The organism is Mycobacterium paraterrae, assembly GCF_022430545.2.
Lineage (GTDB): Bacteria > Actinomycetota > Actinomycetes > Mycobacteriales > Mycobacteriaceae > Mycobacterium > Mycobacterium paraterrae.
Window position 1 is genome coordinate 1,079,327 of the sequence record NZ_CP092488.2, and the last position, 26,371, is coordinate 1,105,697.

Genomic DNA, 26,371 nt, shown 5'->3' on the forward strand with positions numbered 1-26,371 from the left:
GTGAAAAGGCTCAACGGCATGGACGCCATGTTGCTCTACAGCGAGACGCCGAATCTGCACACGCACACGCTGAAGGTCGCGATCGTCGATCCCGCCGAGATTGGCGCCGACTTCGGCTACGAGGCCTTCCGGCACCATCTGCTGCGGCGCCTGCACCTCCTGGAACCGTTGCGCTACAAGCTGGTTGACATCCCGTGGCGGTTGCACCATCCGATGTGGCTGGAGAACTGCGACGTCGACCTCGACTACCACCTGCACCGGATCCAGGTGCCTGCGCCGGGCGGACGAAGGGAACTCGACGCCGTGATCGGCGAGGTGGCGTCCACGCCGCTGGACCGCACCCGCCCACTGTGGGAGTTCCACGTCGCCGAAGGCCTGGCCGGCGGACGGTTCGCCCTGATCGGCAAGATCCACCACGCACTGGCCGACGGGGTGGCATCGGTCAACCTGCTGGCCCGGGCAATGGACCTCAAGGACGGCCCGAGCGACGAGCGCGACAACGACGAAGCCGGCGTCACCCCGACCACCACCGGCCTGTTGCTGGCGGCCGGCCGTGATCACGTCCGCCAGATCAGCAAGCTTCCCGGACTGCTCGGCGATGCGGCCAAGGGTTTCGCCCGGGTGCGCCGGCGCAGCCGGGAACGTGGTGAACACCCGGACCTGGCCGACGCATTCGACGCACCGCCCACATTCCTCAACCATGTGGTGTCACCGCAGCGCCGATTCGCCACTGTCGCATTGCGACTCGACGATGCCAAAGCGACCGCGAAGGCGCTGGGCATCACGTTCAACGACCTGGTCCTCGCGACGGCGGCCGGTGGACTGCGGCAGCTGCTGCTGCGTTACGACGGCAAGGCCGACCGCCCGATCATCGCGTCAGTGCCGACGGCCACCGACAAGTCGGATCGAGTCACCGGCAATGAAATCAGCGGACTGTCGATTTCTCTGCCCGTGCATGTCGCCGACCCAGTCGAACGAGCCCAATTGGTCGCGCTGGCCACCAAGATTGCCAAGGAAGACCACGAGATTCTCGGACCGCGGCTCTACGGCCAGCTGATGGGTTACCTGCCGACGGCGATCGCACCGGCGGCGTTCCGATGGCTCGGTCGACGCGATGCCCCGAACAAGGTGATGAACGTCGCGGTGTCCAGCGTGCCCGGTCCACGCGAGCGTGGGCATTTTGCCGGCGCGCCGGTCAGCGAGATCTATTCGACGGGCGTGCTGTCGCCCGGCGCCCCGGTCAACATCACCGTGTGGAGCTATGTCGACCAGCTCGGCGTTGCGGTGCTCACCGACGATGAGACGTTCGACGACCCGCACGAGGCCACCCAGGCGCTCAGCGAAGCCTTTAGCGAATTACGCTGCGCCGCAGGCCTTTCAGTTGACCACAGTACGGTCGGCGTGATGGCCGACCACGCGCTGCGCTAGGCGGCCAGGACGGCGTCGAGCGCCGAATAGAACAACCCGAGCCCGTCGTCGGAGGGCCCGGTCAAGGGCTCGGTGGCGTGTTCGGGATGCGGCATCAACCCGACCACCCGGCCGTTCGCCGAACTGATTCCGGCGATGTCACGCAGCGAACCGTTGACGTTGTCGTGGTACCGGAACACCACGCGACCTTCGCCTTCCAATTCATCGAGCACCGCATCGGAGGCCACATAGCGACCTTCACCCGACTTCAGCGGAATCAGCAGGTCGGCACCCGGCTCGTACCGCGTGGTCCACGCCGTCGACGTCGACTCCACCCGCAACCACACGTCGCGGCAAATGAAGTGCAGTCCCTGATTGCGGGCGAGCGCACCGGGTAGCAACCCCGCCTCGCAGAGTACTTGAAACCCGTTGCAGATTCCCAGAACCGGCAGTCCGCGCCCGGCGGCGGCGATGACCTCGCCCATCACCGGGGCAAACTTCGCGATGGCACCGCAGCGCAGGTAGTCACCGTAGGAGAAGCCACCGGGCACCACCACCGCGTCGACACCTTTGAGATCGGCATCGGCGTGCCAGAGGTTGACCGCCTCGGCACCAGCCAAGCGCGCCGCGCGTGCGGCGTCCACGTCGTCCAGTGTCCCCGGAAAGGTGATGACGCCGATGCGCGGTGTCATTGCGGCTCCCGGCTAACGGTCCAATCCTCGATAACGGTATTGGCCAACAGCGATTCGGCGATCTCGGCGAGTGCGGAGTCGTCGACGCTGTCGTCGACTTCGAGCTCGAACCGCTTGCCCTGCCGAACGTCGGAGATACCACTGTGCCCGAGTCGCCCCAAGGCTCCGACGATCGCCTGGCCCTGGGGATCGAGAATCTCACCCTTGGGCATCACGTGCACAACCACTCGGGCCACGCGCGCTCCTCCTACTGTTTTGGCTGCTCGGCGCCAACTCTACCGGTCACCTGCCCGGTCGTCGTGCTAGCACGAGCCAACGTAGGCCGTGCAAATCGACGACGACATCGCATCGAGCACCTGAGCGTCGGAGATGATCGGCCAGGGCAGCTGGGGCGGGTCGGACGCCCACAGCGTCAACTCGCTGATCGAGCTGTTCTCCGGATGCGCGACGAGGTAGGTGTGCAGGATCGTCGGCCCGCTGACCACGGCGGACAATCGGTTCGGCTCGTCGACGGTGATCGACGGCGACTCGGCGGCTGCGCCCAGTTGGCATCCGCGCAGCGCGGCGGCGGCGATGTCGAACACCGACATCGCGCTTTGCCCACCGCGACCCGTCTCGCCGCGCCAGTGCACCACCTCGGCCCGCAGCTGCCACTGCCCTCGCGGTTTGTCGACGCCGACCCGAGCAGAGACCGCGGAGTCCCGGGTGTCGTGCGGGAAGGCCGGCGTCGCGCACACCTCTTCGAATCGGAAGCGGGGCGTCGGGCCGCCGGTCGTCGGCACGGCTGACCCTGCCAAGGGCGGCCAGTGGTACGTCGCGCTCAACGGGATCTCCGATGACGGTGTCCACGCCGCGTCGGGAATCTGGTCGCAGATTGGCGGGCAGGTCTGCGAATCGGCCTTGCCCACCGCCGGCCACATGTCATTGAACAGCAGGCAGCCTGCGATCAGCGTCCACACCAGCACTAGGCGCATCCCCTTGCACCTCATGAGCGCACAATCGTAGCCATGCAACTCACGCATTTCGGCCATTCTTGTGTTCTTGCCGATTTCGGCCACACGACGGTTTTGTTTGATCCGGGCACCTTCTCGCACGGGTTCGAGGGCATCACCGGGTTGTCAGCGATCGTGATCACCCACCAGCACCCCGACCACGTCGACCAGGAACGACTGCCCGCGCTGCTGGACGGCAATCCTGGTGCCGCGCTGTACGCCGACCCGCAAACCACCGAGCAGCTGTCGGCGCCGTTTCAGGCGGTGCACGTCGGCGACGAGCTGTCCGTCGGTCGGCTGACCATCCGCGCGCTCGGCGGCAAGCACGCGGTCATCCACCCGGAAATCCCTGTGATCGACAACATTTCGTATGTCATCGATGACGGCGGCCAACGCGGACGCTTCATGCACCCCGGCGACGCGCTATTCGTCCCGGACGAACCCATCGACGTGCTGGCCACTCCGGCGGCGGCACCCTGGATGAAGGTCTCCGAGGCAGTCGATTATCTGCGAGCCGTGGCTCCGGCCCGCGCGATCCCGATCCATCAGGCCATCATCGCCCCAGAGGCACGCGGCATCTACTACGGCCGTCTCACCGAGATGACCGACGCCGACTTCCAGGTGCTGCCAGAAGAAACCGGAATCGCGTTTTAAGCGTGGACCCGAAACTGCAGCTGGACGCAGGCTTGCCCGCCAAACTGCGGCCAGCCGCAGTGTCAGCCGATGTCGGCGACCGCGCCACGCCCCGCGGCGCGACCGGAGAAGATGCAGCCGCCTAGGAATGTGCCCTCCAACGCGCGGTAGCCGTGCACCCCGCCACCACCGAAACCAGCTACCTCGCCGGCCGCGTACAGGCCGTCCAGCGGGGTGCCGTCCGCGCCCAGCGCCCGGGAATCCAGGTCGGTCTCCAAGCCGCCCAAAGTCTTTCGCGTCAGAATGTGCAACTTCACCGCGATCAACGGTCCGTCCTTGGGATCCAGCAGCGGATGAGGAGCCACCACCCGGCCGAGCTTGTCACCGAGAAATGCGCGGGCGCCGCGAATTGCGGTGATCTGGCTGTCCTTGCTGAACTTGTTCGCGACTTCGCGGTCGCGGGCGGTCACCTCGTCGGCGACCGTGGCATAGTCCAGCGGGGCCACGTCGGGCACCGCGTTCATCGCGGCGACCAAGTCGCGCAACGACTGTGCGGTGACGAAGTCGATGCCCTTGTCGACAAAGGCCTGCACCGGCCCGGGTGCGCTGGATCCGGCCCGGGCGGCAAGCAGTTGACGCACGCTGCGACTGGTCAGGTCCGGGTTCTGCTCCTGCCCAGACAGGCCGAACTCCTTGCCAATGATCTTGCTGTTCAACACAAACCAGGTGTAGTCGTAACCCGACTTGGCGATGTACTCCAATGTCCCGAGGGTGTCGAAGCCCGGAAACAGTGGCACCGGCAACCTCTTGCCGGTGGCGTCGAGCCACAGCGAAGACGGACCCGGAATAATGCGGATGCCGTGCATCGGCCAGATTGGGTCGTAGTTGGTGATGCCTTCGGTGTAATGCCACATCCGGTCGCGGTTGATCACCCGCGCACCGATCTTCTCGGTAATCGCGATCATCCTGCCGTCGACGTGTGCGGGCACGCCGGCAAGCATCTTTTCGGGCACCCGCCCCATCCGGGTGGGCCAGTTGGCCCGCACCATGTCGTGGTTGCCGCCAATGCCGCCGCTGGTAACGATCACCGCCTGCGCCCGAAATTCGAACTCGCCGATGACGTTTCGGGATGACGGGACGCCGCGCGGCTCCGATGACGGCTCCAGCACGCTACCGCGAACCCCGGTCACGGCGTTGGCCTCGACGATCAGCTCGTCGACCTGATGCCGGTAGGCGAACCGCACCCTCGGGTGGTCGACCAATCGACGTGTGAAGATCTCGACGATGCCCGGTCCGGTGCCCCACGTGATGTGAAAGCGCGGCACCGAATTGCCATGTCCCTGAGCGCCGTAACCTCCGCGCTCGGCCCAGCCCACCAACGGGAAGATCTTCAAACCGCGGTCGCGCAGCCAGCTTCGCTTCTCACCTGCGGCGAAATCGACATAGGCATGGGCCCATTGTTTGGGCCAGTAGTCCTCCTGACGGTCGAACGCAGCGGTGCCGAGCCAGTCCTGCAGCGCCAGTTCATGGCTGTCGTGCACACCGAGGCGGCGCTGTTCGGGGCTGTCGACGAAGAACAACCCGCCGAACGACCAGTACGCCTGTCCGCCGAGGTTGGCGCTGTTCTCCTGGTCGACGATCAATACCCGTTTGCCGCGCTCGGCCACCTCGCAGGCGGCCACCAGCCCGGCCAGGCCCGCCCCGACGATGATGACATCAGCTTGGGTATCGCTCATGGCGCTACACAGTAGCGACCGACGAGGTCAGGCCGCGTCGAGAATCGCCTGATCCGCCCGCCACTGATACGTGGTCGGCTCGCATCCCTGCAGCCGGGCGATGTCTACCGAGTCCAGCATGGCCTGCAGCGGACCGGGCTTGCGCAGGTGGCTGGCCGCAACCGCGACCCGCACGACGCCGTCGCGACGCGCAACGCGCTCCGCCGAGAGCACCAGCATCCGGCACCACCACGGTTCGGACAGAAAACCTTCACCGATGCCCAGCACCCGCGCCCGCACCGACGTCTGCCGGACCAGGTCGGTGATGTCGTGCAGATCGGCGAGCAACCGGAACCCATTGCGCGGCAACGATGCAACTGTCCCTGGTGATGCCGTCCACCGCGGCGCCGCGAACAGCCGGGTGCGCAAACCGAGGTGCTCGAGCACCCGGTCGGCCGCCATCAGCCGCAGATTGGCCTCGTGCGCGGGCAACGCGGCGAACTCCCCGCGGCGCTTCTTGGTGGCGGCGTCGTCGTATCCGTTGAGCAGGATCGCGTCGCCGCCGGCGCGGCGGGCAGTCAGCCAATCGACGGTCACCGGATCCTGGTCCAGCCGGTAGCCGCCCTTCAGTCGCGGGGCGACCAGCAGCGACACCGGCACCGACCGAGCATCCATCTTCTGACAGAACTGCGCGACGTCGTCGAGCGTGCGCTCGCGAATCCCGGAGACCGAGACGATCAACTTCCCAGACACGCCACAATTTTGACGATCTCAGGTGTCCAGACAGTGACGTACACGCGGACAGCAGACGTCAGGTCCGCGCTGCGACCAGCTAATTCGGCAAAACGGCCTCGACGGCCGCGATCACTTCCGGTGCGTCAGGCACCGTCTGCGGGCGGAATCGGTTGACCACCTCTCCGCCCGGCGCGATCAAGAACTTCTCGAAGTTCCACTGCACATCGCCGGCCTGGCCGGCGGCGTCGGGCGTCTTGGTCAGTTCGGCATACAGCGGGTGTCGCTCCGGCCCGTTGACGTCGGTTTTCGCTAACAGCGGAAACGTCACGCCGTACGTGGTGGAGCAGAAGGTCTGGATCTCCTCGGCGGTGCCCGGTTCCTGACCCATGAACTGGTTGCACGGCACGCCGAGCACCGTCAGCCCGCGCTCACCGTAGTCGCGTGCCAGCTGCTCTAGCGCAGCATATTGCGGTGTCAAACCGCACTTGGACGCCACGTTGACCACCAGCACTGCGCGGTCGTTGTAGTCGGCCAGCGATAGGGATCCGCCGTCGAGGCCGGTCAAAGCGATCTCGCTCACAGTCATGGAACGAGAGACTACTTGCACCGTGGCCGGCACAACTTAGATTGATCGGCTAGCTAGTTTGTCGTTACGCTGGCTCATATGGTTTCTCGCGCGGCCCCGCCGACGGACATCGCACCGGATGCCGACGATGCACTCGACTACCCCGAATCTCTCGACGCCGGACTGCTGAGGATCGCCGGAGTCTGCATCCTCGCCTCGGTGATGGCGATCCTGGACGGCACCGTGGTCAGCGTCGCGCAACGCACGTTCATCGCGGAGTTCGCATCGACCCAGGCGATTGTCGCGTGGACGATCACCGGATACACCCTCGGGCAGTCCACCGTCATTCCCCTGGCGGGCTGGGCCTCCGACCGCTTCGGCACCAAGCGGCTGTTCATGGCGGCGGCGCTGTGGTTCACGTGCGCGTCGTTGTTGTGTTCGATGGCATCGAACATCAGTCAGCTCATCGCGTTTCGCGTCATCCAGGGACTGGGTGGCGGGATGCTGGTGCCGCTGACGCTGATCATCTTGACCCGCGAAGCCGGCCCGAGGCGGCTGGGCCGATTGATGGCGGTGCTCGGTATCCCGATGCTGCTGGCCCCGATGTGCGGTCCGGTGCTGGGTGGCTGGCTGATCAGCGCGCACGGCTGGCAGTGGATCTTCCGGATCAACCTGCCGGTCGGCGTGATTCTGTTGGTATCCGCCGCGCTGATTTTCCCGAAGGATCGGCCGCGTCCGTCGGAGGCCTTCGACTTCGTCGGCATGATGCTGCTGTCACCGGGACTGGCGGCACTGCTGTTCGGAATCTCATCGGTGCCGCGACGGGACAGCTTCACCGACAACCACGTCTGGATACCGGGCCTGATCGGTATCGCACTGATCACGGCGTTCGTGTTGCACGCGCTGCACCGCGCCGACCATCCCCTCATCGACCTGGCGCTGTTCAAGAATCGGGTGGTGACGCTGTCCAACGCGTCGATGTTCTTGTTCTCGGTCGGGTTTTTCGGCGCCGTTCTGGTCATTCCCAGCTATCTCCAACAACTTCTGCACGAGACACCGCTGCAGTCCGGCCTGCAACTGATTCCCGAGGGACTGGGAGCGATGCTGACGATGCCGCTGGCCGGCACGTTGATGGACAAGCGTGGACCCCGCAACGTGCTACTGGTCGGAATTGCGCTGATTGCCGCCGGACTGAGCATATTCGCCTACGGCGCGTGGCAGCAGGCCGACTATCTGCCGATCCTGATGGTGGGCCTGGTGACGACCGGTATCGGCTTGGGCTGCACGCTGACCCCGCTGTCCGGAGCAGCCGTGCAGACACTCGCCCCCAACGAAGTGGCTCGCGGTTCGACGCTGCTCAGCGTCAACCAGCACGTCGCCGTGGCCGTCGGAACCGCGTTGATGTCGGTGATCTTGACCAGTCAATTCAACCGAAGCGAAACCATCGGCGCCGCAGAGAAACTCGGTATCTTGCGGGGCAAGTTCACCAAGCACGGCGCGCCGGTCAGTCCGCACCACGAAGTGTCTGCCGACTTCACCGCGCGACTGATGCAGGATCTCACCCACTCCTACACATTGGTCCTGGTGGTGGCGATCGTCATTGTCGCGGTGACGCTGCTACCGGTGGCGTTCCTGCCCAACAAGCCGCCACCGCCCGGTCGTGCCCACTCGACGGTGCCGGTGTAACGCCGCGAGCGGTACGCCGACTGTGCAGGTTATCGACGTCGATCGGCCGCGATTTTCACACCCACAACCTGCACACTCGGCGCTAGAGTCTCAGACCTGCGCTCCGCTGGCTGCCAGCAGCCAGGCGTACTGGTAGGCGGTTTCCTTCCAGCGCTCGTAGCGTCCGCTGATACCTCCATGGCCGGCGGTCATCTGAGTCTTCAGCAGCACCGGGCTGCCATGGCCATTGGTATACCGAAGCGCAGCAACCCATTTGGCGGGCTCGACGTAGTAAACCCGGGTGTCGTGCAGCGATGTCATGGCCAGAATGGCGGGATAGCGCTGTTCGACGACGTTCTCGTACGGCGAATACGACTTCATGTAATGGTAGACATCGCTGTCGCTCAACGGGTTTCCCCATTCGTCCCACTCGGTGACGGTCAGCGGCAGCGACGGATCCAGGATTGTCGTCAGCGGATCCACGAACGGCACCTGGGCCAGGATGCCGGCGAACAGCTCGGGTGCCATGTTGGCCACCGCGCCCATCAGCAGACCACCGGCACTTCCGCCGAGCGCCACCAACTGTTGCGGGCGGGTTTGTCCGGTGTCGACCAGGTGCTGTCCGACGGCGATGAAATCGGTGAAGGTGTTCTTCTTCTCGAGCAGCTTGCCATGCTCGTACCAGAGCCGGCCCATCTCGCCGCCCCCGCGCACATGCGCGACCGCGAAGACCATGCCGCGGTCGAGCAGCGACAGCCGGGCGATCGAGAACCGCGGGTCTTCACAGATCTCGTAGGCGCCGTAACCGTAGACCAATGTCGGGGCGGGGAATTCGATTCCGGCTCGGTGGACCACTGATACCGGGATCTTGGTGCCGTCGGCCGCCACGGCCCACTCGCGGCGCTCGACATAGTCCTCGCGCCGGTAGTCGCCAAGCACGGGTTGCTCTCGCAGCAGCGTGCGCTCACCGGTCACCAGATCGAGGTCGTAGATCCGCACCGGGGTTATGAATGATCCCGCGCCGACCCGCAGCTTGGGCGAATCCCAGTTCGGATTGGCGCCCAGACCGGCCGACATCAGCTCCGAGTCGAATGCGATCTCCTCGGCCTCGCCGTAGCCGTCTTTGCCGATGGGCCACAACTGGATTCGCGGCAGTGCCTCGCGGCGATAGCTGACCACCAGATTGCCTGCGAACGCGTCAACCCCGTCGAGTCGCACGTCGTCGCGGTGTTCGATCAGGGTGCGCAGGGCGGCGGGATCGTTCACCGGCGCCTCGGCCAGCGTGAAGTTCACCGCGTTGTCGTTGTGCAAGATCAGAAATCGATCCTCGCCGCCGACGATCGCATGCTCCACCGAATACTCGATGCCGTCGCGGCGCGGTAACACGGTGACGAATTCGGCCTCCGGGTCGGCGGCGTCGGCGTACCACACCTGCGAGGTGATAGCCGAGCCCGCGGCGATCAGCACGTACCTGTCGCTGCGGGTTCGACCCACCGCGAGCCAGTATTTCTCGTCGGCTTCGTGATAAACCTTCTCGGCCGGCAGTCCCGATGCCAGCCGATGCCGCCAGACCGTGTCCGGGCGCCACGCCGCGTCGACAGTGACGTAGTAGATGGTGCGGTTATCGGTACCCCAGGTGGCTCCCGCACCGATGCCGACGATCTCGTCGTCGTACCGTGCGCCAGTGCGAAGGTCCCTGAACCGCAACGTGTACCGCTCGTCGCCGACCACGTCGACCGAGTAAGCCAACACGTTTCCATCGGGGCTGACGCTGGCCGCTCCGAGGGAGAAGAAGTCGTGTCCCTCGGCTTCGGCGTTCTCATCCAGCAGTATCTGCTCGCCCGGTATCTCGGTGTGCTCGTCAAGCACCGGAGGGTTCCAGTCGTTGGGATCGGCAAGGGGGCAACGGCAGTGAACCCCGTACTGCTTGCCTTCGAAACTCCGGGCGTAATACCACCAGTCACCGCGCCGGACGGGTACCGACAGGTCGGTCTCCTTGGTGCGCGCTTTGATCTCGTCGAAGATCTTCTGCCGCAACGGCTCGAGCGGGGCGGTGACGTGGTCGGCGTACTCGTTCTCGGCCTCGAGGTAGCTGATCACCTCCGGGCTGGACTTGTCGCGCAGCCACTCGTAGGGATCGACGAACACATCGCCGTGGAATTCTCGCCGCGAGTCGACCCGCTTGGCGACCGGAGGCTCGACGTTGGTGCTCACTCGCCGCTCCTCCTCATCGCTGCGCCCTGCATCGTCACCGGCGGGCGTCATGCGCTCGGGCCGATCCAGTCGTCGAACTTCAGGCCCGAAATGCGTTCGTATGCTTCGACGTAACGGGCTCGCGTGGCGTCGATGATGTCCTCAGGCAGCGGTGGGGGCGGCTGCGATCCGCCGCGATCCCAGCCCGAGTCGGCGCTGAGCAGCCAGTTGCGGACGAACTGCTTGTCGAAACTGTTCTGGACCTCGCCGACCCGGTACTCCGCGGCCGGCCAGTACCGTGACGAGTCCGGCGTGAATACCTCGTCGGCCAGGATCAGGTTGCCGTTGCCGTCTACGCCGAATTCGAACTTGGTGTCGGCGATGATGATCCCCTTGGTCAGCGCGTGGTCGGCCGCCTGTACATAGGTCTGAAGCGTGCGATCGCGCAGTTGGTTGGCCCGCACACCGCCGACCATTTCGATCACTCGCGAAAACGAAATGTTCTCGTCGTGTTCTCCCAGTTCGGCTTTCGTGGCCGGGGTGAATAGCGGCGTCGAAAATCGGCTGGCCTCGACAAGACCGGGTGGCAGCGTGATGCCACAGACCTTGCCGGTCTGCTGATAATCCAACAGACCGGAGCCGGTCAGGTATCCCCGCGCCACGCATTCGACGGGAACCATGTCGAGCTGGCGCACCACCAGCGCCCGGCCGAGCACTTCGTCGGGAATCCTCGGATCGTCCGGTGGGCCGGCCAAATGGTTGGGGGCCTCGACGAGCCCGAAGAAGAACACGCTCATCGCGGTCAGGATGCGACCCTTGTCGGGGATCAAGCTGTCGAGCACATAATCGAACGCCGAGATCCGGTCCGTCGCGACGAACAACAGGTGACCGTCATCGATGCGGTACAACTCGCGGACCTTGCCACTGGCCAAGTGCTGGTAGTCGGACAGAGCGGGACGCATCGGGACAGCGTAGCCGGGCGACGATGCGGGCCCGGAAGGCCCGCTGAGGAGCCGGCCATCAAACCGAGACGCCATTCGTCGAGCGTCGATTTGTCGGGCCGGATCACGGCGATTGGCTCAACAAGTCGACCCTGGAAATACTCAGCGGTATGAAATCGCGGTTTGTCCCCTACGCCAACACTCCGGGCCGGCTGCTCGCCCAGTTAGTGAGCGACGCGGTGGTGGTGATCTGGTCATTCGTGTGGGCGCTCGTCGGCGTGGCCGTGCACAGTGCGGTCGCGACGATCGCCGAGGTGGGCCGGCAGGTCCAGGGCGGCGCCAATGGAGTGGCCGTGAATCTGAACTCGGCCGGTCATAGCGCCGACAACATCCCGCTGATCGGAGGGGCCTTCAGCGGACCGCTCAAAGCGGGCAGTAAGGCCGCCCTCGACATCGCCGGCGCCGGCCACAACCTGGACAGCACCGCGAGCTGGCTGGCGATCGTCCTGGCGCTGGCGGTCGCCGCACCCCCGACACTCGGTGTGGTCGTGCCGTGGCTGGTATTGCGGATCCGATTCGTCCGGCGCAAGTTGACCGTGGGTGCGCTTGCCACGACCTCCGCAGGTGCGCAACTGTTGGCGTTGCGGGCGTTGGCCAACCGGCCATTGGGCAAGCTCACCGCGGTCACCCCTGACCCGGTTGGCGCGTGGCGGGCCGGCGACCCGCACGCCATTCACGGCCTGGCCGCCATCGAATTGCGTTCGGCTGGAATGGCCGTCAGGACGCGCTAGCGGAGCTCCACGACCAGATGCCGGATGCCGGTGTGCCGGTTGCTGCGCGTCCACTCGACGTCGCGGACCACCCGCACGTCGCCGAAGCGGGTCAGCAGTTCTTCGAACAGCACCCGCAGTTCCAGGCGAGCCAGGTTCGCGCCCAGGCAGTAGTGCACACCTTGCCCAAAGCCGAGGTGCGGGTTGGGCTTTCGCGCAATATCGAAGACGTCGGCATCATCGAATGCAGCCTCGTCGCGGTTGGCTGAACCTTCCCAGATCATCACCTTCTGCCCGGCCGCGATCGACACGTCTCCAAGTGCTACATCACAGGTGGCGGTCCGCCGTTTTGACGGCGACGGCGAGGTCCACCTGACCATTTCCTCGACCGCGACCGGTAGTGCCTCGAGATCGTCACGCAGTAAACGCAATTGCTCGGGATGCTCGGCCAGCGCCAACAGCCCGCCCGCCACCGCGTTTCGCGTGGTCTCGGCTCCGGCGCTGAACAGCAGGCTGAAGAACAGATACAACTCGAGATCGGACATGGCCGGGCCGTCGTCGGCGCCCGCGTTGGCCACCGCCGACAGCATGTCGTCGGTCGGCTGTGCTCGCTTCGACGCGATCAACTCCTGCCCGTAGGTGTACATCCGCGAGCCGGCCTCCTCGGCCGACAGCTGGGACGTGGTAGCCGTCCGCGCGTCACCGAAGTCGAACTGCGGCTCGATCGCCTCGAACAGCCAATGCCGTTCGGATTCAGGCACTCCCAACAGGATGCAGATCATCTGCATTGGCAACTCGGCGGCGACATCGACCACGAAGTCGAACCGCTCGCCGGGCACCACCGCGTCCAGCAGCCGGCGGGTCCTGGTGCGCAAGTCGTCCTCGACCAGGCCGATCATCCGCGGCGTCAGCCCGGAGCTGACGAGTCGGCGAACTTGTGCGTGCCGCGGGTCATCCATCATGTTGAGCACCTGGCCGGCGATGGTCAAATCCTGCAGCAGGGTTCCGCCGAACGGGCGCTCGCCGCCGGTGACCGACGAGAACGTCACCGGATCTTTAAGTACGGCAAGCGTTCCCGCGTACGAGGCGATGGACCAGAAGCCCTCCCCGTCGGGCGTGTGCTCAGTCGGGTGGTGCCAGTAGATTGGCGCATCACGGCGATGGATTGCGAAGAGGTCGTGAGGAAAACCGCTGGCGAAATTGTCCAGATCGGTGAAATCGACCTCCGCAAGCGTCACAGGATGGCGCCCGGCGTGTACTTCGCCGCGTCGGGATAGCGCGCTACCAGCGCTTCGACCTCCGCGATCACCGTGTCGACCTGATCACCGGCCGCGCCGATGAACGACTGCCGGTCGGCTAGGGCGGATTCGATCGCGGCGCGGTCCAACGGTAGCCGCGGATCACCGGCCAGCCGGCCGGGGAGATCAGGCTCGACGCCCTGCTCACGCATGGCCAGGGCCGCTGCGACCGCGTGCTCTTTGATCACCTCGTGCGCCGTTTCCCGGCCCACTCCGGCACGCACCGCCGCCATCAAAACCTTGGTGGTAGCCAGGAACGGCAGGTAGCGGTCGAGCTCACGCTGGATCACCGCGGGGTAGGCGCCGAATTCGTCGAGCACGGTCAGCATGGTCTCGATCTGGCCGTCGATGGCAAAAAAGCTGTCCGGCAACGTAACCCGGCGTACCACCGAGCAGAAGACGTCACCCTCGTTCCACTGCGCGCCCGCGAGTTCGGCCGCCATGGATCCGTAGCCGCGCAGAATGACCTGGAGCCCGTTGACGCGCTCGCAGCTGCGGGTGTTCATCTTGTGCGGCATCGCCGAGGAGCCGACCTGGCCTTGCGCAAAGCCTTCAGTGACGAGGTCGTGCCCGGCCATCAATCGGATGGTGTGCGCCAGCGACGACGGGCCGGCGCCGAGCTGCACCAGCGCCGACACCACATCGTGGTCGAGCGAACGCGGGTATACCTGCCCGACGCTGGTCAAAACTTCTGCAAATCCCAAGAATTCGGCGATGCGGCGTTCGAGGTCGTCAAGCTTGGCCGCATCACCGCCGAGCAGATCGAGCATGTCCTGCGCGGTCCCCATCGGGCCCTTGATGCCCCGCAGCGGGTAACGGTCGATCAGCTCGCGCAGGCGGGTCAACGCGACAAGCGTCTCCTGCGCGGCCGAAGCGAAGCGCTTACCCAATGTCGTCGCCTGCGCCGCAACATTGTGGCTGCGGCCGGCCATCACCAGGTCGCGGTAACTCGCCGCCCGCTCGGCCAGGCGGGCGACGACCGCGACGCCGTGGGCGAACACCAGCTCCAGCGAACGGCGCACCTGCAGTTGCTCGACGTTCTCGGTCAGGTCGCGGCTGGTCATGCCCTTGTGCACGTGCTCGTGGCCGGCCAGCGCGTTGAACTCCTCGATGCGGGCCTTGACGTCGTGGCGGGTCACCCGCTCGCGCGCGGCGATCGACCCCAGGTCGACGTCCTCGAGCACCCGTTCGTAGTCGGCGATCGCGGCGGCCGGCACGTCGACACCGAGCTCGGTTTGGGCGCGCAGCACGGCGAGCCACAGCCGCCGCTCGGCGACGATCTTGGCCTCGGGCGACCAGATCGCCACCATCTCGGCGCTGGCGTAGCGGTTGGCCAGGACATTAGGGATTGTCACAAACACACAGCTTAACGGCGTGAGGCCGGGCATGGATCAGGCACAGTGGCGGCATGCACTTTGTCGGGCTGGACCTCGCCTGGGGCGAGCGAAACAACACCGGCGTCGCCGTCGTCGACTCCGACGGCCGGCTGCTGCACGTCGGCGCCGCGCACGATGACGACAGCATCTCGGCGGCGGTCGAGCCCTACCTCAGCGGCGACTGTCTGGTGGCCATCGATGCGCCACTGATCGTTGCCAACCCGACTGGGTCGCGGCCGTGCGAGGCAGCCCTCAACCGCGATTTCCGCAGCTTCGAGGCCGGCGCCCACCCGGCCAACACCACGAACCCGGCGCTCACCCATCCGCGCGCCGCCCGAATCGCCACCGCGCTGAGCCTGGACATGAACCCGGCGTCGCGTTCCTCCCGGCGAGCGATCGAGGTGTACCCCCATCCGGCGACCATCGCGTTGTTCGGTTTGGCAAAGACCCTGAAGTACAAGAAGGGATCGTTCGAGAAGCGTCAGCAGGAGCTGCTGCGCTTGATGACGCTGATCGAGGGACTGGACAGAGCAACACCGCGGCTGCGGATCAACCACAACCAGACCTGGATGGAGTTGCGCAGGCGGGTCGAGGCCGCCACCCGCCCGGTGCATCTCGACCGCGACGAAGATCCCGTCGACGCCGTGCTGTGCGCGTACGTCGGGCTGTATTGGTATCACCGACCCGAAGACGTGACCATCTACGGCGACTACGGGAGCGGCTACATCGTCACCCCGACCCTGCAGGCCGCGGTGCCGCCGCGGTAAATAGTGGCGCCGCAATTCATTTCGACGCAGCGAGGATCAGACGTGGACCGGTCGGCGGTCGATCGGTGCCACCGCGTCGATGACATCGATCACCGTCGATCGCGCGACAGCACGCGGATCCTGGAGCTCGTCGAGCAACGCCGAGACCACCGCGCCGTCGATCGTGCAGATCAGCGCGGACACTAGTTCCTGGCGCACCGACCGTCCGGAGCGTTCGATCACCTCGGCGACCGCGTCGACGCGCTGACGCATGGTGCGGCGTTGGATCTCCCGCAGTCCGGGTAGGCGAGCGCAGGCGATGTGTCGCTCGTAGCGCGAGATCAGCTGCTCGGTCAGGCGCGGCTCGGATTCTTGACCGACGAGCAGATCGACCAGCAGGTCGGCCGTCTTGTCGGCGCTGCGACGGCGACGGGTCAGGGCCGCCACCCGGGCCCGCAACTGCGCTACCTCCAGCATCCCGATGTGGGCCACCGCGCTGGCGATCAGATCGTCGAGGCTGGAGAAGTAGTAGGTGGTCGACGCGAGCGGCAGGCCGGCGCGCCGGGCGACAGCGCGGTGGCGCACCGCTTCGAAACCGCCTTCGCACAACAGTTCGGCAGCGGCGTTGACAAGCGCATAGCGCCGACGCTCGCCCTTGGGGGTGACGGCGCCCTTCGGAACCACGACAGCCTTCGGCGCGACCGGGACGGGCGCCGGAACGACCTGATTGGCGGCGACAGCTACCCCGGGAGCGACTGCTCCCCCGGAAGCCACTGCTGCTGTCACCTAGGACATGGTGCCAGCCAAAATGATGCCGCATCGGGCTTTCGGCCAAACCATCCTCGCTGCATCGGCGGGCTGGGACCGCCAACCGGCGCTTTATGATGACGCGCATGCCGGAGATGAGTCGTCGCGCTGTGCTGCGCCTGGGGACCGGCGCAGCTGCCGGAGCGCTCGGGGCCTTCGCGGTCGACCGGCTGCTTCCGGGTCGGCGCCCGGCCGCCACCCCGGTAACCATGACCGGTACCGGGATGGCGTTGGCTCCGCCGCCGGCGCCCCGCCCGGTCGACACGCCGCCCGCGCCGACCATGGTGACGGGCTCGTTCGTGTCCGCAGCGCGCGGCGGCGTCGCCACCAACTGGGCGATCGCGCGCCCGCCGGGTCAGACCAAGCCGCTTCGCGCAGTGATCGCACTGCACGGCAAAGGCAGCAGCGCCGCCACCGTGATGGAAGGCGGCGTCGAGCAAGGGCTGGCGCAGGCCGTGGCCGCCGGCCTACCGCCGTTTGCCGTGGTCGCCGTCGATGGCGGCGGAAGTTATTGGCACAAAAGGGATTCCGGTGAAGATTCCGGCGCAATGGTGCTGAACGAGCTCATCCCGATGCTGGGCGGTCAGGGATTGGACACCGCTCGGGTCGGCTTTCTGGGCTGGTCGATGGGCGGCTACGGCGCGCTGTTGCTCGGCGGCCGGCTCGGGCCGGGCCGGACCGCGGCAATCTGCGCGGTGAGCCCGGCCCTGTGGACGTCGTCGGGAGCCGCCGCTCCTGGCGCCTTCGACGGACCCGGCGACTTCGCCGCCAACTCGGTGTTCGGGATGCCTGCGCTGGCGTCGATCCCGATCCGGGTGGACTGCGGTAACAGCGACCCGTTCTACAGCGCTACGAAACAGTTCGTCGCGCAGCTGCCTAATCCGCCGGCCGGTGGATTCTCGCCGGGCGGCCACGACGGGTCATTCTGGAGCTCGCAATTGCCGGCCGAGCTGACCTGGATGGCGCCGCTGCTGACGGCATAGCGACGTCTCGGCAGCGCTACCAAAAGCCTTACGATATTTGTTACGATATCGCGTCAGATCACGCGACCGTGCAGGAGGTGACCCGGATTGGCCAGGCAGGCCGTCGCGGAAAAGCGGCAACGGCGGGAACGCGGATCGATCAGCGTCGACGAGATCATCAACGGCGCGTTCGAGGTTGCCGGCGAGGTGTCGGTCGATGGCCTGAGCATGCCACTGCTGGCCAAGCACCTCGACGTCGGCGTGACGAGCATTTACTGGTACTTCCGCAAGAAGGACGACCTGCTCAACGCGATGACCGACCGCGCACTCGGCCAGTACGACTTCGCGACACCGTTCGTCGAGGGTCAGGACTGGCGGACGTCGCTGCACGATCACGCGCACAAAATGCGCCAGACCTTTCGCGACAACCCGATCCTGTGCGATCTCATCCTTATCCGGGGCACCTTCGGGCGCGAGGCGACGCTGGCAGCTTTCGAAAAGCTCGAGAAGGCCATCGCAACGTTGGTGGAGGCGGGACTGTCACCGCAGGATGCCTTCGACACCTACGCCAGCATCTCGGTCCACACCCAAGGAGCGGCGGTGCTGGAGCGGCTACAGGACAAGTCGGACGGCGCCGACACCGATCGGCGCAACGACCTTTCAGTCATCGATCCCGACACCATGCCGCTGATCGCCCAGTTGACGCGGCAGGGCCACCGCATCGGAGTGGCCGACGACATCAACTTCGAGTACGGCCTCACCTGCATCCTCGACCACGCCAGTCGGCTGATCGAGCAGTCATCGGGTAGTCAATGACAGCAGCGCGCGGTTGAGTTTCCGTCGCGGCCAGCCCTTCCATCCGGCGGCGGCTAGAGCCGCATTGGCGGCGTTGCGGCCGCACACACCGTGCACGCCCCCGCCAGGGGATGCGCCGGCGCTGCCGAGGTAGACGTTCTCCACCGGCGTTTCGGCGCGACCCAGCCCCGGCACGGGCCGGAAAATCAACTGCTGGAAAAGCTGCGACGTGCCGCCGTTGACCGCGCCCGTGTGCAGATTGGCGTCGCTGGCCTGCAAGTCGGACGGGCGTTGGATGGTCTTGCCGACAATCTGATCGTGGAAACCGGGCGCGTAGGCTTCCAGCACACTGTCGACGCGCCCCGCCAGCACGTCAGCCGCTTCGTCGTCCGCCACTCCTCGGGGCAAATGTGTGTAGGCCCAAGCACTTTCGGTGCCGGCCGGTGAACGCGTGGGGTCCGCTGTCGTCATCTGACCGAATAGCATGAACGGGTTCGTCGGGATGGTTGCCGTGTTCAGGTCGGCCATCCACCGGATCAGGCCGTCATGGTCGGCGCCCAGGTGAACGGTGCCCGCCTTGTTGAGGTTTTTCGCCCGCCACGGGATCGGCGCCTTCAACGCATAGTCGATCTTGAGCACCGGGGTGTCCCATACGAAGCGCTCGAAACTGCGCAACAACGCGCTCGGCACGGCGTCGGCCGGCAACAGCCGCAGATATAGGTGCGGTGCTGACGTGTCGGCGATCACCGCCCGCCGCACGCGAATGCAGTCGCCATCGGCGGTCCGGAGCGCGACGGCGCGTCCGTCGCGGACTTCGACGCTGTCGACCGGTCGTGAGCACTCGACGTGTGCGCCGGCGGCGGTGGCGCGAGCCACCAGCGCCGCGGTCAACTGACCCGCACCGCCGACCGGTACCGGAAAACCACCGTCCTGGGCCATCATGATCAGCAGGTATCCCATGACGCCGCTTCCAGGCGCGTCGATCGGCACGTCGGCATGCATTGCGTTGCCTAGCAACAACAGTCGTGCCGCGTCACCTTGGAACATTTCCTGGGCCATCAGTCCCGCTGGAAGCATGAGTTGATGGACTAGCCGAATCGAACCCGCCGTACCCAGTCGGCGCAAGAACTGCAGCGCTCCGCGCACGGGCGGAAACGGCGCGAAGAGGCTTGTCAGCAAAGGGTCCTTGATGTCCTGCCACTGTTCGAAGGTCTGCCGCCAGCGTGCACCGTCACCGGGCTGCTGCTCGTCGAGCGCCGCCGCGGTCTCGTCCAGGTCGCGATAGATGATCGCCGCGTTCTCGTCGTCCGCGGAGCGAGGATGGCCCACGACCGCCGGCGCGTGACTCCAACGCAGGCCGTGATCCTCCAGATTGAGCGCCCGTAACGCGGGCGACGCGACCGACAATGGATAGAAGGCGCTGTAGAGGTCGGTGGTAAAACCCGGTGTCAGCTCGGCACTTTTGACGGCTCCGCCCGGCTCGTCCTGCGCCTCCAGCACCAGCACATCCCAGCCGGCGTCGGCGAGCATCGCGGCCGCAACCAGTCCGTTGTGCCCGGCGCCGATGACCACCGCATCGGCACTCGATGCCGCCCTAGTCATCGTCAGGAGATTCCCGCCGTTCGGCCAGCGCCGCCAGCCGCCAGGTGCACTCCCGGTTGCGCGGCCACGCCGCGGCAAGCGCGAGACGCTTCGGCACGAAGCTCATCGGACCATGCACGGGTACCTCAGACATCTCGATGCAGCAGCCACCCTGAGCAGTATCGAAGAGACGCAAGGTGATCCGCGCCGTGCCGAACGGGCGTCCCTTGGCCAGCAGCACCAGACGTTCGCCGGGCACACATTCCTCACTGATCGTTTCGTCGTTGAGGACCAGCGGCCAGATGCCGACGGAATGTGAGATGGTGCTGCCGGGTTCGGGCCACGACGGGTCGACGGCACGCATCCGACTATTGCCCACCACCCACTGCGAATAGGTCCAGCCGTCGGCCATCACGTCCCACACTCGTTGGCGACTCGCCGGGGTTTCCCGGCGTACGGTCAACGAACTAAGCACTTCTTCTGGACTGCCCATGGTCTACACCTGTCCGTACGACATCGAAATCGTCTGACCGGTAGTGACTTTCACCAGACAGGCAGCACTCTTCGCACTGCCCACGTTCAATGCCCGAGGCCCCCACCGGCGCCATAGCATGTTGCTGCGCCATCAGTCCGAGCTACCCGGCTGCACCGGATGCGAAACCCGGCGCAGGTCAAGGGTCGATTGTTTCGGCCCTCACAGTTTTGAGGTCTGCTAGACCTCGATGACGACGGCGCCACCCTGTCCACCGCCGGCGCACATTGCGGCCACCCCGATGCCGCCGCCGCGGCGCCCCAGCTCATGGACCAGCGTGGTCAGCATCCGGGCGCCGCTGGCGGCGATCGGGTGACCCAGGCTGCAACCGCTGCCGTAGAAGTTGACCAACTCCTCGTCCAGCCCGTACTCGCGGCAGGCCGCGATCGGCACCGATGCGAACGCCTCGTTGATCTCCCACAGCGTGACGTCGCCTGGCGACAATCCGGCCCGGTCGAGCACCTTGCCGATCACCTTGACCGCACCCAGACCGGTGTCCTTCGGGTCGACAGCGGCCGAGGCCCAGGCCTTGACCGAGCCCAGCGCCTTCAGCCCGTGAGCGGAGGCATAAGCCTCGTCGGCCAAGGTCAACGCTGCGGCCGCGTCGTTGGTGCCGCTGCTGTTGCCCGCAGTGATCGAGAATCCCTCGATCTCCGGATGCAGCACTTTCAGCGACGCGAGCTTCTCCAGACTGGTCTCACGACGCGGATGCTCGTCGACGCTGAACTCGATCAGCGCGTCGTCGAGACCCTTGATCTTCAGCGGGACGATCTCGTCACCGAATGCGCCGCTGTCGATCGCGCCGATCGCACGCTGGTGCGACCGGAATGCCCAGGCATCCATCTCCTCGCGCGTGATTCCGGCCGCCTGTGCGGTGTTCCAGCCGACCGTGATCGACATGTCGCGGCCCGGCGACTCGGGTGTCTCGACGTGCGTAGGCGGGATCCATCGCTCCTCGAACTCCAAGGTCGGGCCGGGAATGCGCCAGTTCATCACTGGGGTCATTGACAACGACTGCACACCGCCCCCGACGACGACCTTCTCAGCGCCGGACCCAATCTGCGCGGCCGCGTTGGCGACCGCGGTCAGGCTGCCCGCACAATGCCGGTTGACCGCTTGCCCGGGAACCGATGTCATGCCCGACGCCGAGGCGGCGTAGCGCGCCATATCGCCTCCGCCGTAGTGCGACTCGGCGAAGATCACGTCGTCGACGTCCGACACCTCGACACCGGACCGGCGGACCGCCTCCTGCAGGATCGTGGTCGCAAGGAATTCGGGCGTCGTGTTGACCAAAGAGCCCTTGAACGACGTCCCAATGGCGGTTCGGACTGCGCTGACGATGACGGGCTTGGGCATGGGATCAACCTTCGTTTCGGCCGCGTGCGGAGTTACAAATCTGCGTCAAAGCGTAAATCGTATCAGCTACCGTTGCGCCGACGATATCGGCCGCCAAGCTACACAATCCGTAGGCTGGCACCGTGCACCCGTTCGGCTGGGAACTCCCGTACGCCTGGCCCCGGAAGCCGGTGCTGGCGGGCAACGTGGTCTGCACCTCCCAACCTCTCGCGGCGCAGGCGGGCTTGCGGATGCTTGCCGACGGCGGCAGCGCGATCGATGCCGCGGTCGCCACCGCTATCGCGCTGACCGTGGTGGAGCCGGTGTCCAACGGGATAGGTTCCGACGCCTTCGCCATCGTGTGGGACGGCCGCGAACTGCACGGATTGAATGCCTCGGGCCGGTCCCCCGCCGCGTGGACACCGGACTACTTCGGGGACACCGGGGTTCCGCTATTGGGCTGGAACTCGGTCACTGTTCCCGGCGCCGTGTCGGCATGGGTCGAGCTGCACGCGAAGTTCGGCAAGTTGCCGTTTGAACGGCTCTTCGAGCCGGCGGTCTCGTACGCCCGCAATGGTTTTTTGCTCTCGCCGACGATCGCCGAGCAATGGGCGGCTCAGGTACCGCTGTTCGAGTCTCAGCCGGGTTTCGCCGAGACGTTCATGCCTGACGGCCGAGCGCCACGAGCCGGTGAATTGGTCCTGCTGTCCGATCACGGCGCCACCCTCGAGTCGATCGCTGCGACCCGCGGCGCGACGTTCTACCGGGGAGATATCGCGGCCAAGCTCGAAGCCCATTCGACCGCCCACGGCGGGGCGATGCGGGCATCCGATCTGGCCTCGCATCGCGCCGACTGGGTGGGCACCGTTGCGGGTGATTACCGCGGATACACCGTGCACGAGATACCTCCCAACGGACAGGGCATCGTCGCGTTGATCGCACTCGGCATCCTCGAACAGTTCGACATGGCCTCGCTGCCAATCGATTCCGCGGACAGCGTGCATTTGCAGATCGAGGCGGTGAAGCTTGCGTTTGCCGACGCACAGGCTTACGTCGCCGACATCGACCACATGCCGGTGCGGCCTGACCAGCTGCTCGACAAGGAGTATTTGCGTCAACGCGCGGCGTTGATCGACCCGGTCCGTGCCAGACCGGCGTCGGCCGGGACGCCGCGGGGCGGCACCGTGTACCTCACAGCCGCCGACGCCTCGGGTGTCATGGTGTCGATGATCCAGTCGAACTACCTGGGTTTCGGCTCAGGTGTCGTTGTGCCCGGCACCGGTATCGCACTGCAGAATCGCGGCGCGGATTTCGTTGTGCAGCAGGGGCATCCGAACCAGGTTGGTCCCGGCAAGCGGCCCTACCACACCATCATCCCGGGGTTCTTGACCAAGGACGGCGCTCCGGTGATGGGCTTCGGCGTAATGGGCGGACCTATGCAACCGCAGGGCCACGTTCAGGTGGTGGCGCGCATCGTCGATCACGGCCAGAATCCGCAGGCGGCATGTGACGGCCCGCGTTTCCGCTGGGCGCAGGGGCTGCAGGTCTACTGCGAAGGAGGCTTTCCCGCTGCCACGCTGAACGAACTGGCGCACCGCGGGCACGAGTTGGCCAGCACCGACGACTACAACCAGTTCGGGAGCTGCCAGGCGATATGGCGGCTCGACGGCGGCTACCTGGCGGTCAGCGATCCGCGGCGCGACGGCCAGGCCGCCGGGTTCTAGACGTGGATGGCGCCCTCGGCAGCGGCCAGTCCGATATCGGTCCGAAAGTGGCTTCCCGGCAACCGAATTGAATCGATGATCGCGTAGGCCTGCGAGCGTGCCGCGGCGAGGTCGGGACCCGTGCCCACCACCGACAAGACGCGGCCACCTGACGAGACGATCGCTCCGTCTTCGTTTCGCGTGGTGCCGGCGTGCAGAACCCCGGCGCCCTCCGAGCCGACGATCGTGTCCCCCGTCCGCGGCGGGCCCGGGTAGTTCTCGGCCGCGAGCACGACGGTCACTGCCGCGCCGTCGCGCCAGCGCAGCTCACCGAATTCGCTCAGCGTGCCGGTGGCGGCCGCGTTGAGCAGTTGCCCGAGTGGCGATTCGAGGAGGGCGAGTACCGCCTGCGTCTCCGGATCGCCGAAGCGGCAGTTGAATTCGATGACGGCGGGTCCGGTCGAGGTGATCGCCAAACCGGCGTACAGCAAGCCGGAGAACGGGCTTCCGCGTCGAACCAGTTCGGCGGCAACGGGTTCGACGATGTCGCTGACGATCGACTGGTAGACCTCGGGCGGCAGCCACGGCAGCGGGGCGTAGGCGCCCATGCCTCCGGTGTTGGGTCCGGCGTCGCCGTCGCCTACCCGCTTGAAGTCTTGTGCCGCAAGCAGTGGCACCACCGTCTCGCCGTCGACGACGCAGAACAGGGACACCTCGGGCCCGTCGAGAAACGACTCCAACAGCACCGGGTGCCCGGACTCGAGCAGGCTCGCGGCGTGCGCGCGTGCGACGTCGCGGTCCGGGGTGACCACCACACCCTTGCCCGCGGCCAGTCGGTCGTCCTTGACCACCCAGGCGGGTTCACCGGCCCCGGGCCCGAACCGTTCCAGAGCAGCGTCCAAATTCGCTGGGCTGTCGACGATCTCACTGGAGGCAGTGCGCACGCCGGCGGCCGCCATCACATCCTTGGCGAAGGCCTTGGAGCCTTCGATCTGCGCCGCGTCGCGGCTGGGCCCGAAGCAGGCTATTCCGGCGGCGCGCAGCGCATCGGCGACACCGAGCACCAGCGGTACCTCCGGGCCGATCACCACCAGGTCGGAGTCGAGCTGACGAGCCAAGGCGACTACGTCCTCGGCGGAGGAGGCATCGACATCGTGCTGGTCAGCTATCGCCGCAGTGCCGGCATTGCCGGGCGCGACGGCCAGCGCCTGGACCTCAGGGTCGGCGCGAAGGGCCAGCAGCAGAGCATGTTCGCGGGCACCGGAGCCGATCACCAGAACGCGCACGAGAAGTCACTCTAGTAGAGCCGGTCAGACAATTCGTTCCAGCAGGCTCTTGAACTCTTTCCGCTGAGCCACGGTGAGGCGCGCCAGGCGCTTGTCGAACTCCCCGGACAGCAAAGCTAGGCCGGCGGCCGCGACCCGCCGCCCCTCCGGCGTCACCAGCAGGCGGTGGCGCCGGAGATCCGAGGGATCGATTTCGCGTCGAACGAAGCCGGCCGCCTCCAGTCGTTTGAGGTAGGCGGTGACCGTCGCCTTCGGCATGCAGAAGGTGGCGGCGAGTTCGGCCGGATAGGGATGGTCGTCGATCTCGGCCAGCACAAACAGCTCTTTGGACTCCAGCCCCAATGCGCAGACACCGGCCTCGGCACCGGAAATCACCGACGAGAGCAGTCGGTAATTCAGAGACCAGATCTTGGCTGCATCGGACATCGACTTGCCAGATCGTTCAGAACTGAACTAGTTTAGATATGAATAATCGCATAATCGAACAATTTACCAGAAAGCCGCCACCATGCCTCTGGATCAGTACACGACACTCGGACGCTCCGGCCTGCGCGTCAGCCCGCTATGCCTGGGCGCCATGACCTTCGGCGAAGACCTCGGCTGGGGCACCAGTGTCGAAGAGTCCCAACAGATCATCGATCGATACACCGAACTCGGCGGCAACTTCATCGACACCGCTAACTTCTACACCCGCAGCCACTCCGAGAAGATCATCGGCGACCACATCGGCCGCCACCCGGCCCGCCGTGACCGCCTGGTGCTGGCGACGAAATTCAGCGGCAACCTCTATCCTGGCGACCCCAACGGTGGCGGCTCGGGCCGAAAATCAGTGATCAATGCCTGCGAGAATTCACTGCGACGACTGCAGACCGACTACATCGACCTGTACTGGCTACACATTTGGGATGCCAACACCCCGATCGAGGAGACCATGGCGGCGCTCGACGACCTGGTCGCCGCGGGCAAGGTTCGCTACATCGGGGTCTCCGACACGCCGGCGTGGAAGATCGCCCAGGCCAACCTGATTGCCCACTTCCACGGCTGGTCCAGCTTCATCGGCCTACAGGTCGAGTACTCGTTGCTCGAACGCTCCATCGAACAGGAGCTGGTGCCGATGGCTCACGAGTTCGGCCTTGGCATCACACCCTGGTCTCCGCTGAAGGGCGGCGTGCTCAGCGGCAAGTACACCCGCGCCAATAAGGAAACGAACAACGCCGACCGCGGTGCGATGGTCAATGCCTTCCTCGACGAGAAGAGCTATGCGCTGATCGACGAACTGGAAGTGATCGCGAAGGCGCACGAAACCAGCGTCGCCAGCGTCGCGCTGGCCTGGGTGCACGCGCAGGCCGGCGTGTCGTCGGTGATCATCGGAGCGCGCAGGCTCTCGCAGCTCGACGACAACATCCGGGCCGTCGACGTGAATCTGACCGCCGACGAACTGGACCGGCTCGACACGCTCACCAAACCGACATTCGGATTCCCGAGCAACATGCTGGAGATGGCCCCGGGCATTCTCAATGGCGGGACGACCGTCAACGGTGAATCGGGCACGATTTCGGAGTTTGTGATGCCGAAAGGCGTGCAGCCGTACTGACATCCGAGGCCGCTGGCGGCTGAGAAAGCGAAGTGCCGGTGCGATGGA

Annotated in this window: 25 protein-coding genes; 9 read left to right on the top strand and 16 right to left on the bottom strand. The window is 65.9% G+C overall.

Features of this window, described 5'->3' with window-relative positions:
* Positions 1 to 1,428 (top strand): WS/DGAT/MGAT family O-acyltransferase, encoded by a 1,428-nt coding sequence (locus MKK62_RS05080; protein ID WP_240262083.1) that lies wholly within the window; start codon positions 1 to 3, stop codon positions 1,426 to 1,428.
* Here the strand turns inward: MKK62_RS05080 and purQ are convergent.
* The 3 genes from purQ to MKK62_RS05095 form a co-directional block, all read right to left on the bottom strand.
* Positions 1,425 to 2,099 (bottom strand): phosphoribosylformylglycinamidine synthase subunit PurQ, encoded by a 675-nt coding sequence (gene purQ, locus MKK62_RS05085; RefSeq protein WP_240262082.1) that lies wholly within the window; start codon positions 2,097 to 2,099, stop codon positions 1,425 to 1,427. The genes MKK62_RS05080 and purQ overlap by 4 nt on opposite strands.
* Positions 2,096 to 2,335: a phosphoribosylformylglycinamidine synthase subunit PurS gene (gene purS / locus MKK62_RS05090; protein WP_240262081.1), complete on the bottom strand. Its 240-nt coding sequence runs from the start codon at positions 2,333 to 2,335 to the stop codon at positions 2,096 to 2,098. The genes purQ and purS overlap by 4 nt, the downstream gene beginning before the upstream one ends.
* A 66-nt stretch (positions 2,336 to 2,401) precedes the next feature.
* A complete protein-coding gene (locus tag MKK62_RS05095) occupies positions 2,402 to 3,073 on the bottom strand; it encodes an ATPase (protein ID WP_350355747.1) in 672 nt (223 codons plus the stop codon).
* A 33-nt stretch (positions 3,074 to 3,106) separates the two neighbouring features.
* Between MKK62_RS05095 and MKK62_RS05100 the strand changes: the two genes are divergently transcribed.
* Positions 3,107 to 3,745 carry an MBL fold metallo-hydrolase gene (locus MKK62_RS05100; protein WP_240262079.1) on the top strand — a complete coding sequence of 213 codons (639 nt, stop codon included), beginning with the start codon at positions 3,107 to 3,109 and terminating at the stop codon, positions 3,743 to 3,745.
* A 62-nt stretch (positions 3,746 to 3,807) separates the two neighbouring features.
* On the opposite strand, the gene MKK62_RS05105 is transcribed toward MKK62_RS05100, so the two are convergent.
* From MKK62_RS05105 to MKK62_RS05115, 3 genes are all read right to left on the bottom strand, one after another.
* Complete coding sequence (locus MKK62_RS05105; RefSeq protein WP_240262078.1) at positions 3,808 to 5,460, bottom strand: FAD-binding dehydrogenase; 1,653 nt, start codon at positions 5,458 to 5,460, stop codon at positions 3,808 to 3,810.
* A 27-nt stretch (positions 5,461 to 5,487) separates the two neighbouring features.
* Complete coding sequence (locus MKK62_RS05110) at positions 5,488 to 6,192, bottom strand: DUF2334 domain-containing protein (RefSeq protein WP_240262077.1); 705 nt, start codon at positions 6,190 to 6,192, stop codon at positions 5,488 to 5,490.
* Between the two features lie 79 nt (positions 6,193 to 6,271).
* The gene (locus MKK62_RS05115) at positions 6,272 to 6,760 is read right to left on the bottom strand and encodes a glutathione peroxidase (protein WP_240262076.1); all 489 of its coding nucleotides are present in this window, start codon (positions 6,758 to 6,760) and stop codon (positions 6,272 to 6,274) included.
* 78 nt (positions 6,761 to 6,838) lie between these two features.
* Between MKK62_RS05115 and MKK62_RS05120 the strand changes: the two genes are divergently transcribed.
* On the top strand, positions 6,839 to 8,425 hold the full coding sequence (locus tag MKK62_RS05120) for a DHA2 family efflux MFS transporter permease subunit (protein WP_240262075.1): 1,587 nt from the start codon (positions 6,839 to 6,841) through the stop codon (positions 8,423 to 8,425).
* A gap of 90 nt (positions 8,426 to 8,515) precedes the next feature.
* On the opposite strand, the gene MKK62_RS05125 is transcribed toward MKK62_RS05120, so the two are convergent.
* Entirely contained in the window at positions 8,516 to 10,618 is a 2,103-nt protein-coding gene (locus tag MKK62_RS05125) for a S9 family peptidase (RefSeq protein WP_240262074.1), read from the bottom strand.
* Positions 10,619 to 10,665: 47 nt separating this feature from the next.
* Entirely contained in the window at positions 10,666 to 11,559 is an 894-nt protein-coding gene (locus MKK62_RS05130; protein WP_240262073.1) for a phosphoribosylaminoimidazolesuccinocarboxamide synthase, read from the bottom strand.
* 149 nt (positions 11,560 to 11,708) lie between these two features.
* Between MKK62_RS05130 and MKK62_RS05135 the strand changes: the two genes are divergently transcribed.
* Positions 11,709 to 12,329 (top strand): hypothetical protein, encoded by a 621-nt coding sequence (locus MKK62_RS05135; RefSeq protein ID WP_240262072.1) that lies wholly within the window; start codon positions 11,709 to 11,711, stop codon positions 12,327 to 12,329.
* Here MKK62_RS05135 and MKK62_RS05140 read toward each other — a convergent pair.
* A complete protein-coding gene (locus MKK62_RS05140) occupies positions 12,326 to 13,546 on the bottom strand; it encodes a cytochrome P450 (RefSeq protein ID WP_240262071.1) in 1,221 nt (406 codons plus the stop codon). The genes MKK62_RS05135 and MKK62_RS05140 overlap by 4 nt on opposite strands.
* Complete coding sequence (purB, locus tag MKK62_RS05145) at positions 13,543 to 14,961, bottom strand: adenylosuccinate lyase (RefSeq protein WP_240262070.1); 1,419 nt, start codon at positions 14,959 to 14,961, stop codon at positions 13,543 to 13,545. Before purB ends, MKK62_RS05140 begins: the two co-directional genes overlap by 4 nt.
* Before the next feature lie 53 nt (positions 14,962 to 15,014).
* Here purB and MKK62_RS05150 point away from each other — a divergent pair, with 53 nt between their 5' ends.
* Positions 15,015 to 15,749 (top strand): DUF429 domain-containing protein, encoded by a 735-nt coding sequence (locus tag MKK62_RS05150; protein ID WP_286670889.1) that lies wholly within the window; start codon positions 15,015 to 15,017, stop codon positions 15,747 to 15,749.
* A 36-nt stretch (positions 15,750 to 15,785) separates the two neighbouring features.
* On the opposite strand, the gene MKK62_RS05155 is transcribed toward MKK62_RS05150, so the two are convergent.
* Positions 15,786 to 16,412 (bottom strand): TetR/AcrR family transcriptional regulator, encoded by a 627-nt coding sequence (locus MKK62_RS05155; RefSeq protein WP_240263815.1) that lies wholly within the window; start codon positions 16,410 to 16,412, stop codon positions 15,786 to 15,788.
* A 197-nt stretch (positions 16,413 to 16,609) separates the two neighbouring features.
* On the opposite strand from MKK62_RS05155, the gene MKK62_RS05160 reads away from it, so the two are divergent.
* On the top strand, positions 16,610 to 17,518 hold the full coding sequence (locus MKK62_RS05160; RefSeq protein ID WP_240262069.1) for an alpha/beta hydrolase-fold protein: 909 nt from the start codon (positions 16,610 to 16,612) through the stop codon (positions 17,516 to 17,518).
* Positions 17,519 to 17,605: 87 nt separating this feature from the next.
* On the top strand, positions 17,606 to 18,313 hold the full coding sequence (locus MKK62_RS05165) for a TetR/AcrR family transcriptional regulator (protein WP_240262068.1): 708 nt from the start codon (positions 17,606 to 17,608) through the stop codon (positions 18,311 to 18,313).
* Here the strand turns inward: MKK62_RS05165 and MKK62_RS05170 are convergent.
* The 3 genes from MKK62_RS05170 to MKK62_RS05180 all read right to left on the bottom strand — a co-directional run bounded on the left by MKK62_RS05170 (position 18,296) and on the right by MKK62_RS05180 (position 21,761).
* Positions 18,296 to 19,894: a phytoene desaturase family protein gene (locus MKK62_RS05170; RefSeq protein WP_240262067.1), complete on the bottom strand. Its 1,599-nt coding sequence runs from the start codon at positions 19,892 to 19,894 to the stop codon at positions 18,296 to 18,298. The genes MKK62_RS05165 and MKK62_RS05170 overlap by 18 nt on opposite strands.
* Positions 19,887 to 20,366, bottom strand: coding sequence for an SRPBCC family protein (locus tag MKK62_RS05175; RefSeq protein WP_240262066.1), 480 nt, complete (start codon positions 20,364 to 20,366; stop codon positions 19,887 to 19,889). The genes MKK62_RS05170 and MKK62_RS05175 overlap by 8 nt, the downstream gene beginning before the upstream one ends.
* Before the next feature lie 219 nt (positions 20,367 to 20,585).
* The gene (locus MKK62_RS05180) at positions 20,586 to 21,761 is read right to left on the bottom strand and encodes a thiolase family protein (protein WP_240262065.1); all 1,176 of its coding nucleotides are present in this window, start codon (positions 21,759 to 21,761) and stop codon (positions 20,586 to 20,588) included.
* A gap of 122 nt (positions 21,762 to 21,883) precedes the next feature.
* Between MKK62_RS05180 and MKK62_RS05185 the strand changes: the two genes are divergently transcribed.
* Positions 21,884 to 23,464 (top strand): gamma-glutamyltransferase family protein, encoded by a 1,581-nt coding sequence (locus tag MKK62_RS05185; protein WP_240262064.1) that lies wholly within the window; start codon positions 21,884 to 21,886, stop codon positions 23,462 to 23,464.
* Here the strand turns inward: MKK62_RS05185 and purD are convergent.
* Both purD and MKK62_RS05195 read right to left on the bottom strand, forming a co-directional pair.
* The gene (gene purD / locus MKK62_RS05190; protein ID WP_240262063.1) at positions 23,461 to 24,729 is read right to left on the bottom strand and encodes a phosphoribosylamine--glycine ligase; all 1,269 of its coding nucleotides are present in this window, start codon (positions 24,727 to 24,729) and stop codon (positions 23,461 to 23,463) included. The two genes, MKK62_RS05185 and purD, sit on opposite strands and share 4 nt — an antisense overlap.
* A 24-nt stretch (positions 24,730 to 24,753) precedes the next feature.
* Positions 24,754 to 25,155, bottom strand: coding sequence for a MarR family winged helix-turn-helix transcriptional regulator (locus MKK62_RS05195; protein ID WP_240262062.1), 402 nt, complete (start codon positions 25,153 to 25,155; stop codon positions 24,754 to 24,756).
* Between the two features lie 82 nt (positions 25,156 to 25,237).
* Here MKK62_RS05195 and MKK62_RS05200 point away from each other — a divergent pair, with 82 nt between their 5' ends.
* Positions 25,238 to 26,323, top strand: a complete 1,086-nt coding sequence (locus MKK62_RS05200; RefSeq protein ID WP_240262061.1) for an aldo/keto reductase — start codon at positions 25,238 to 25,240, stop codon at positions 26,321 to 26,323.
* Positions 26,324 to 26,371 lie beyond the last annotated feature (48 nt).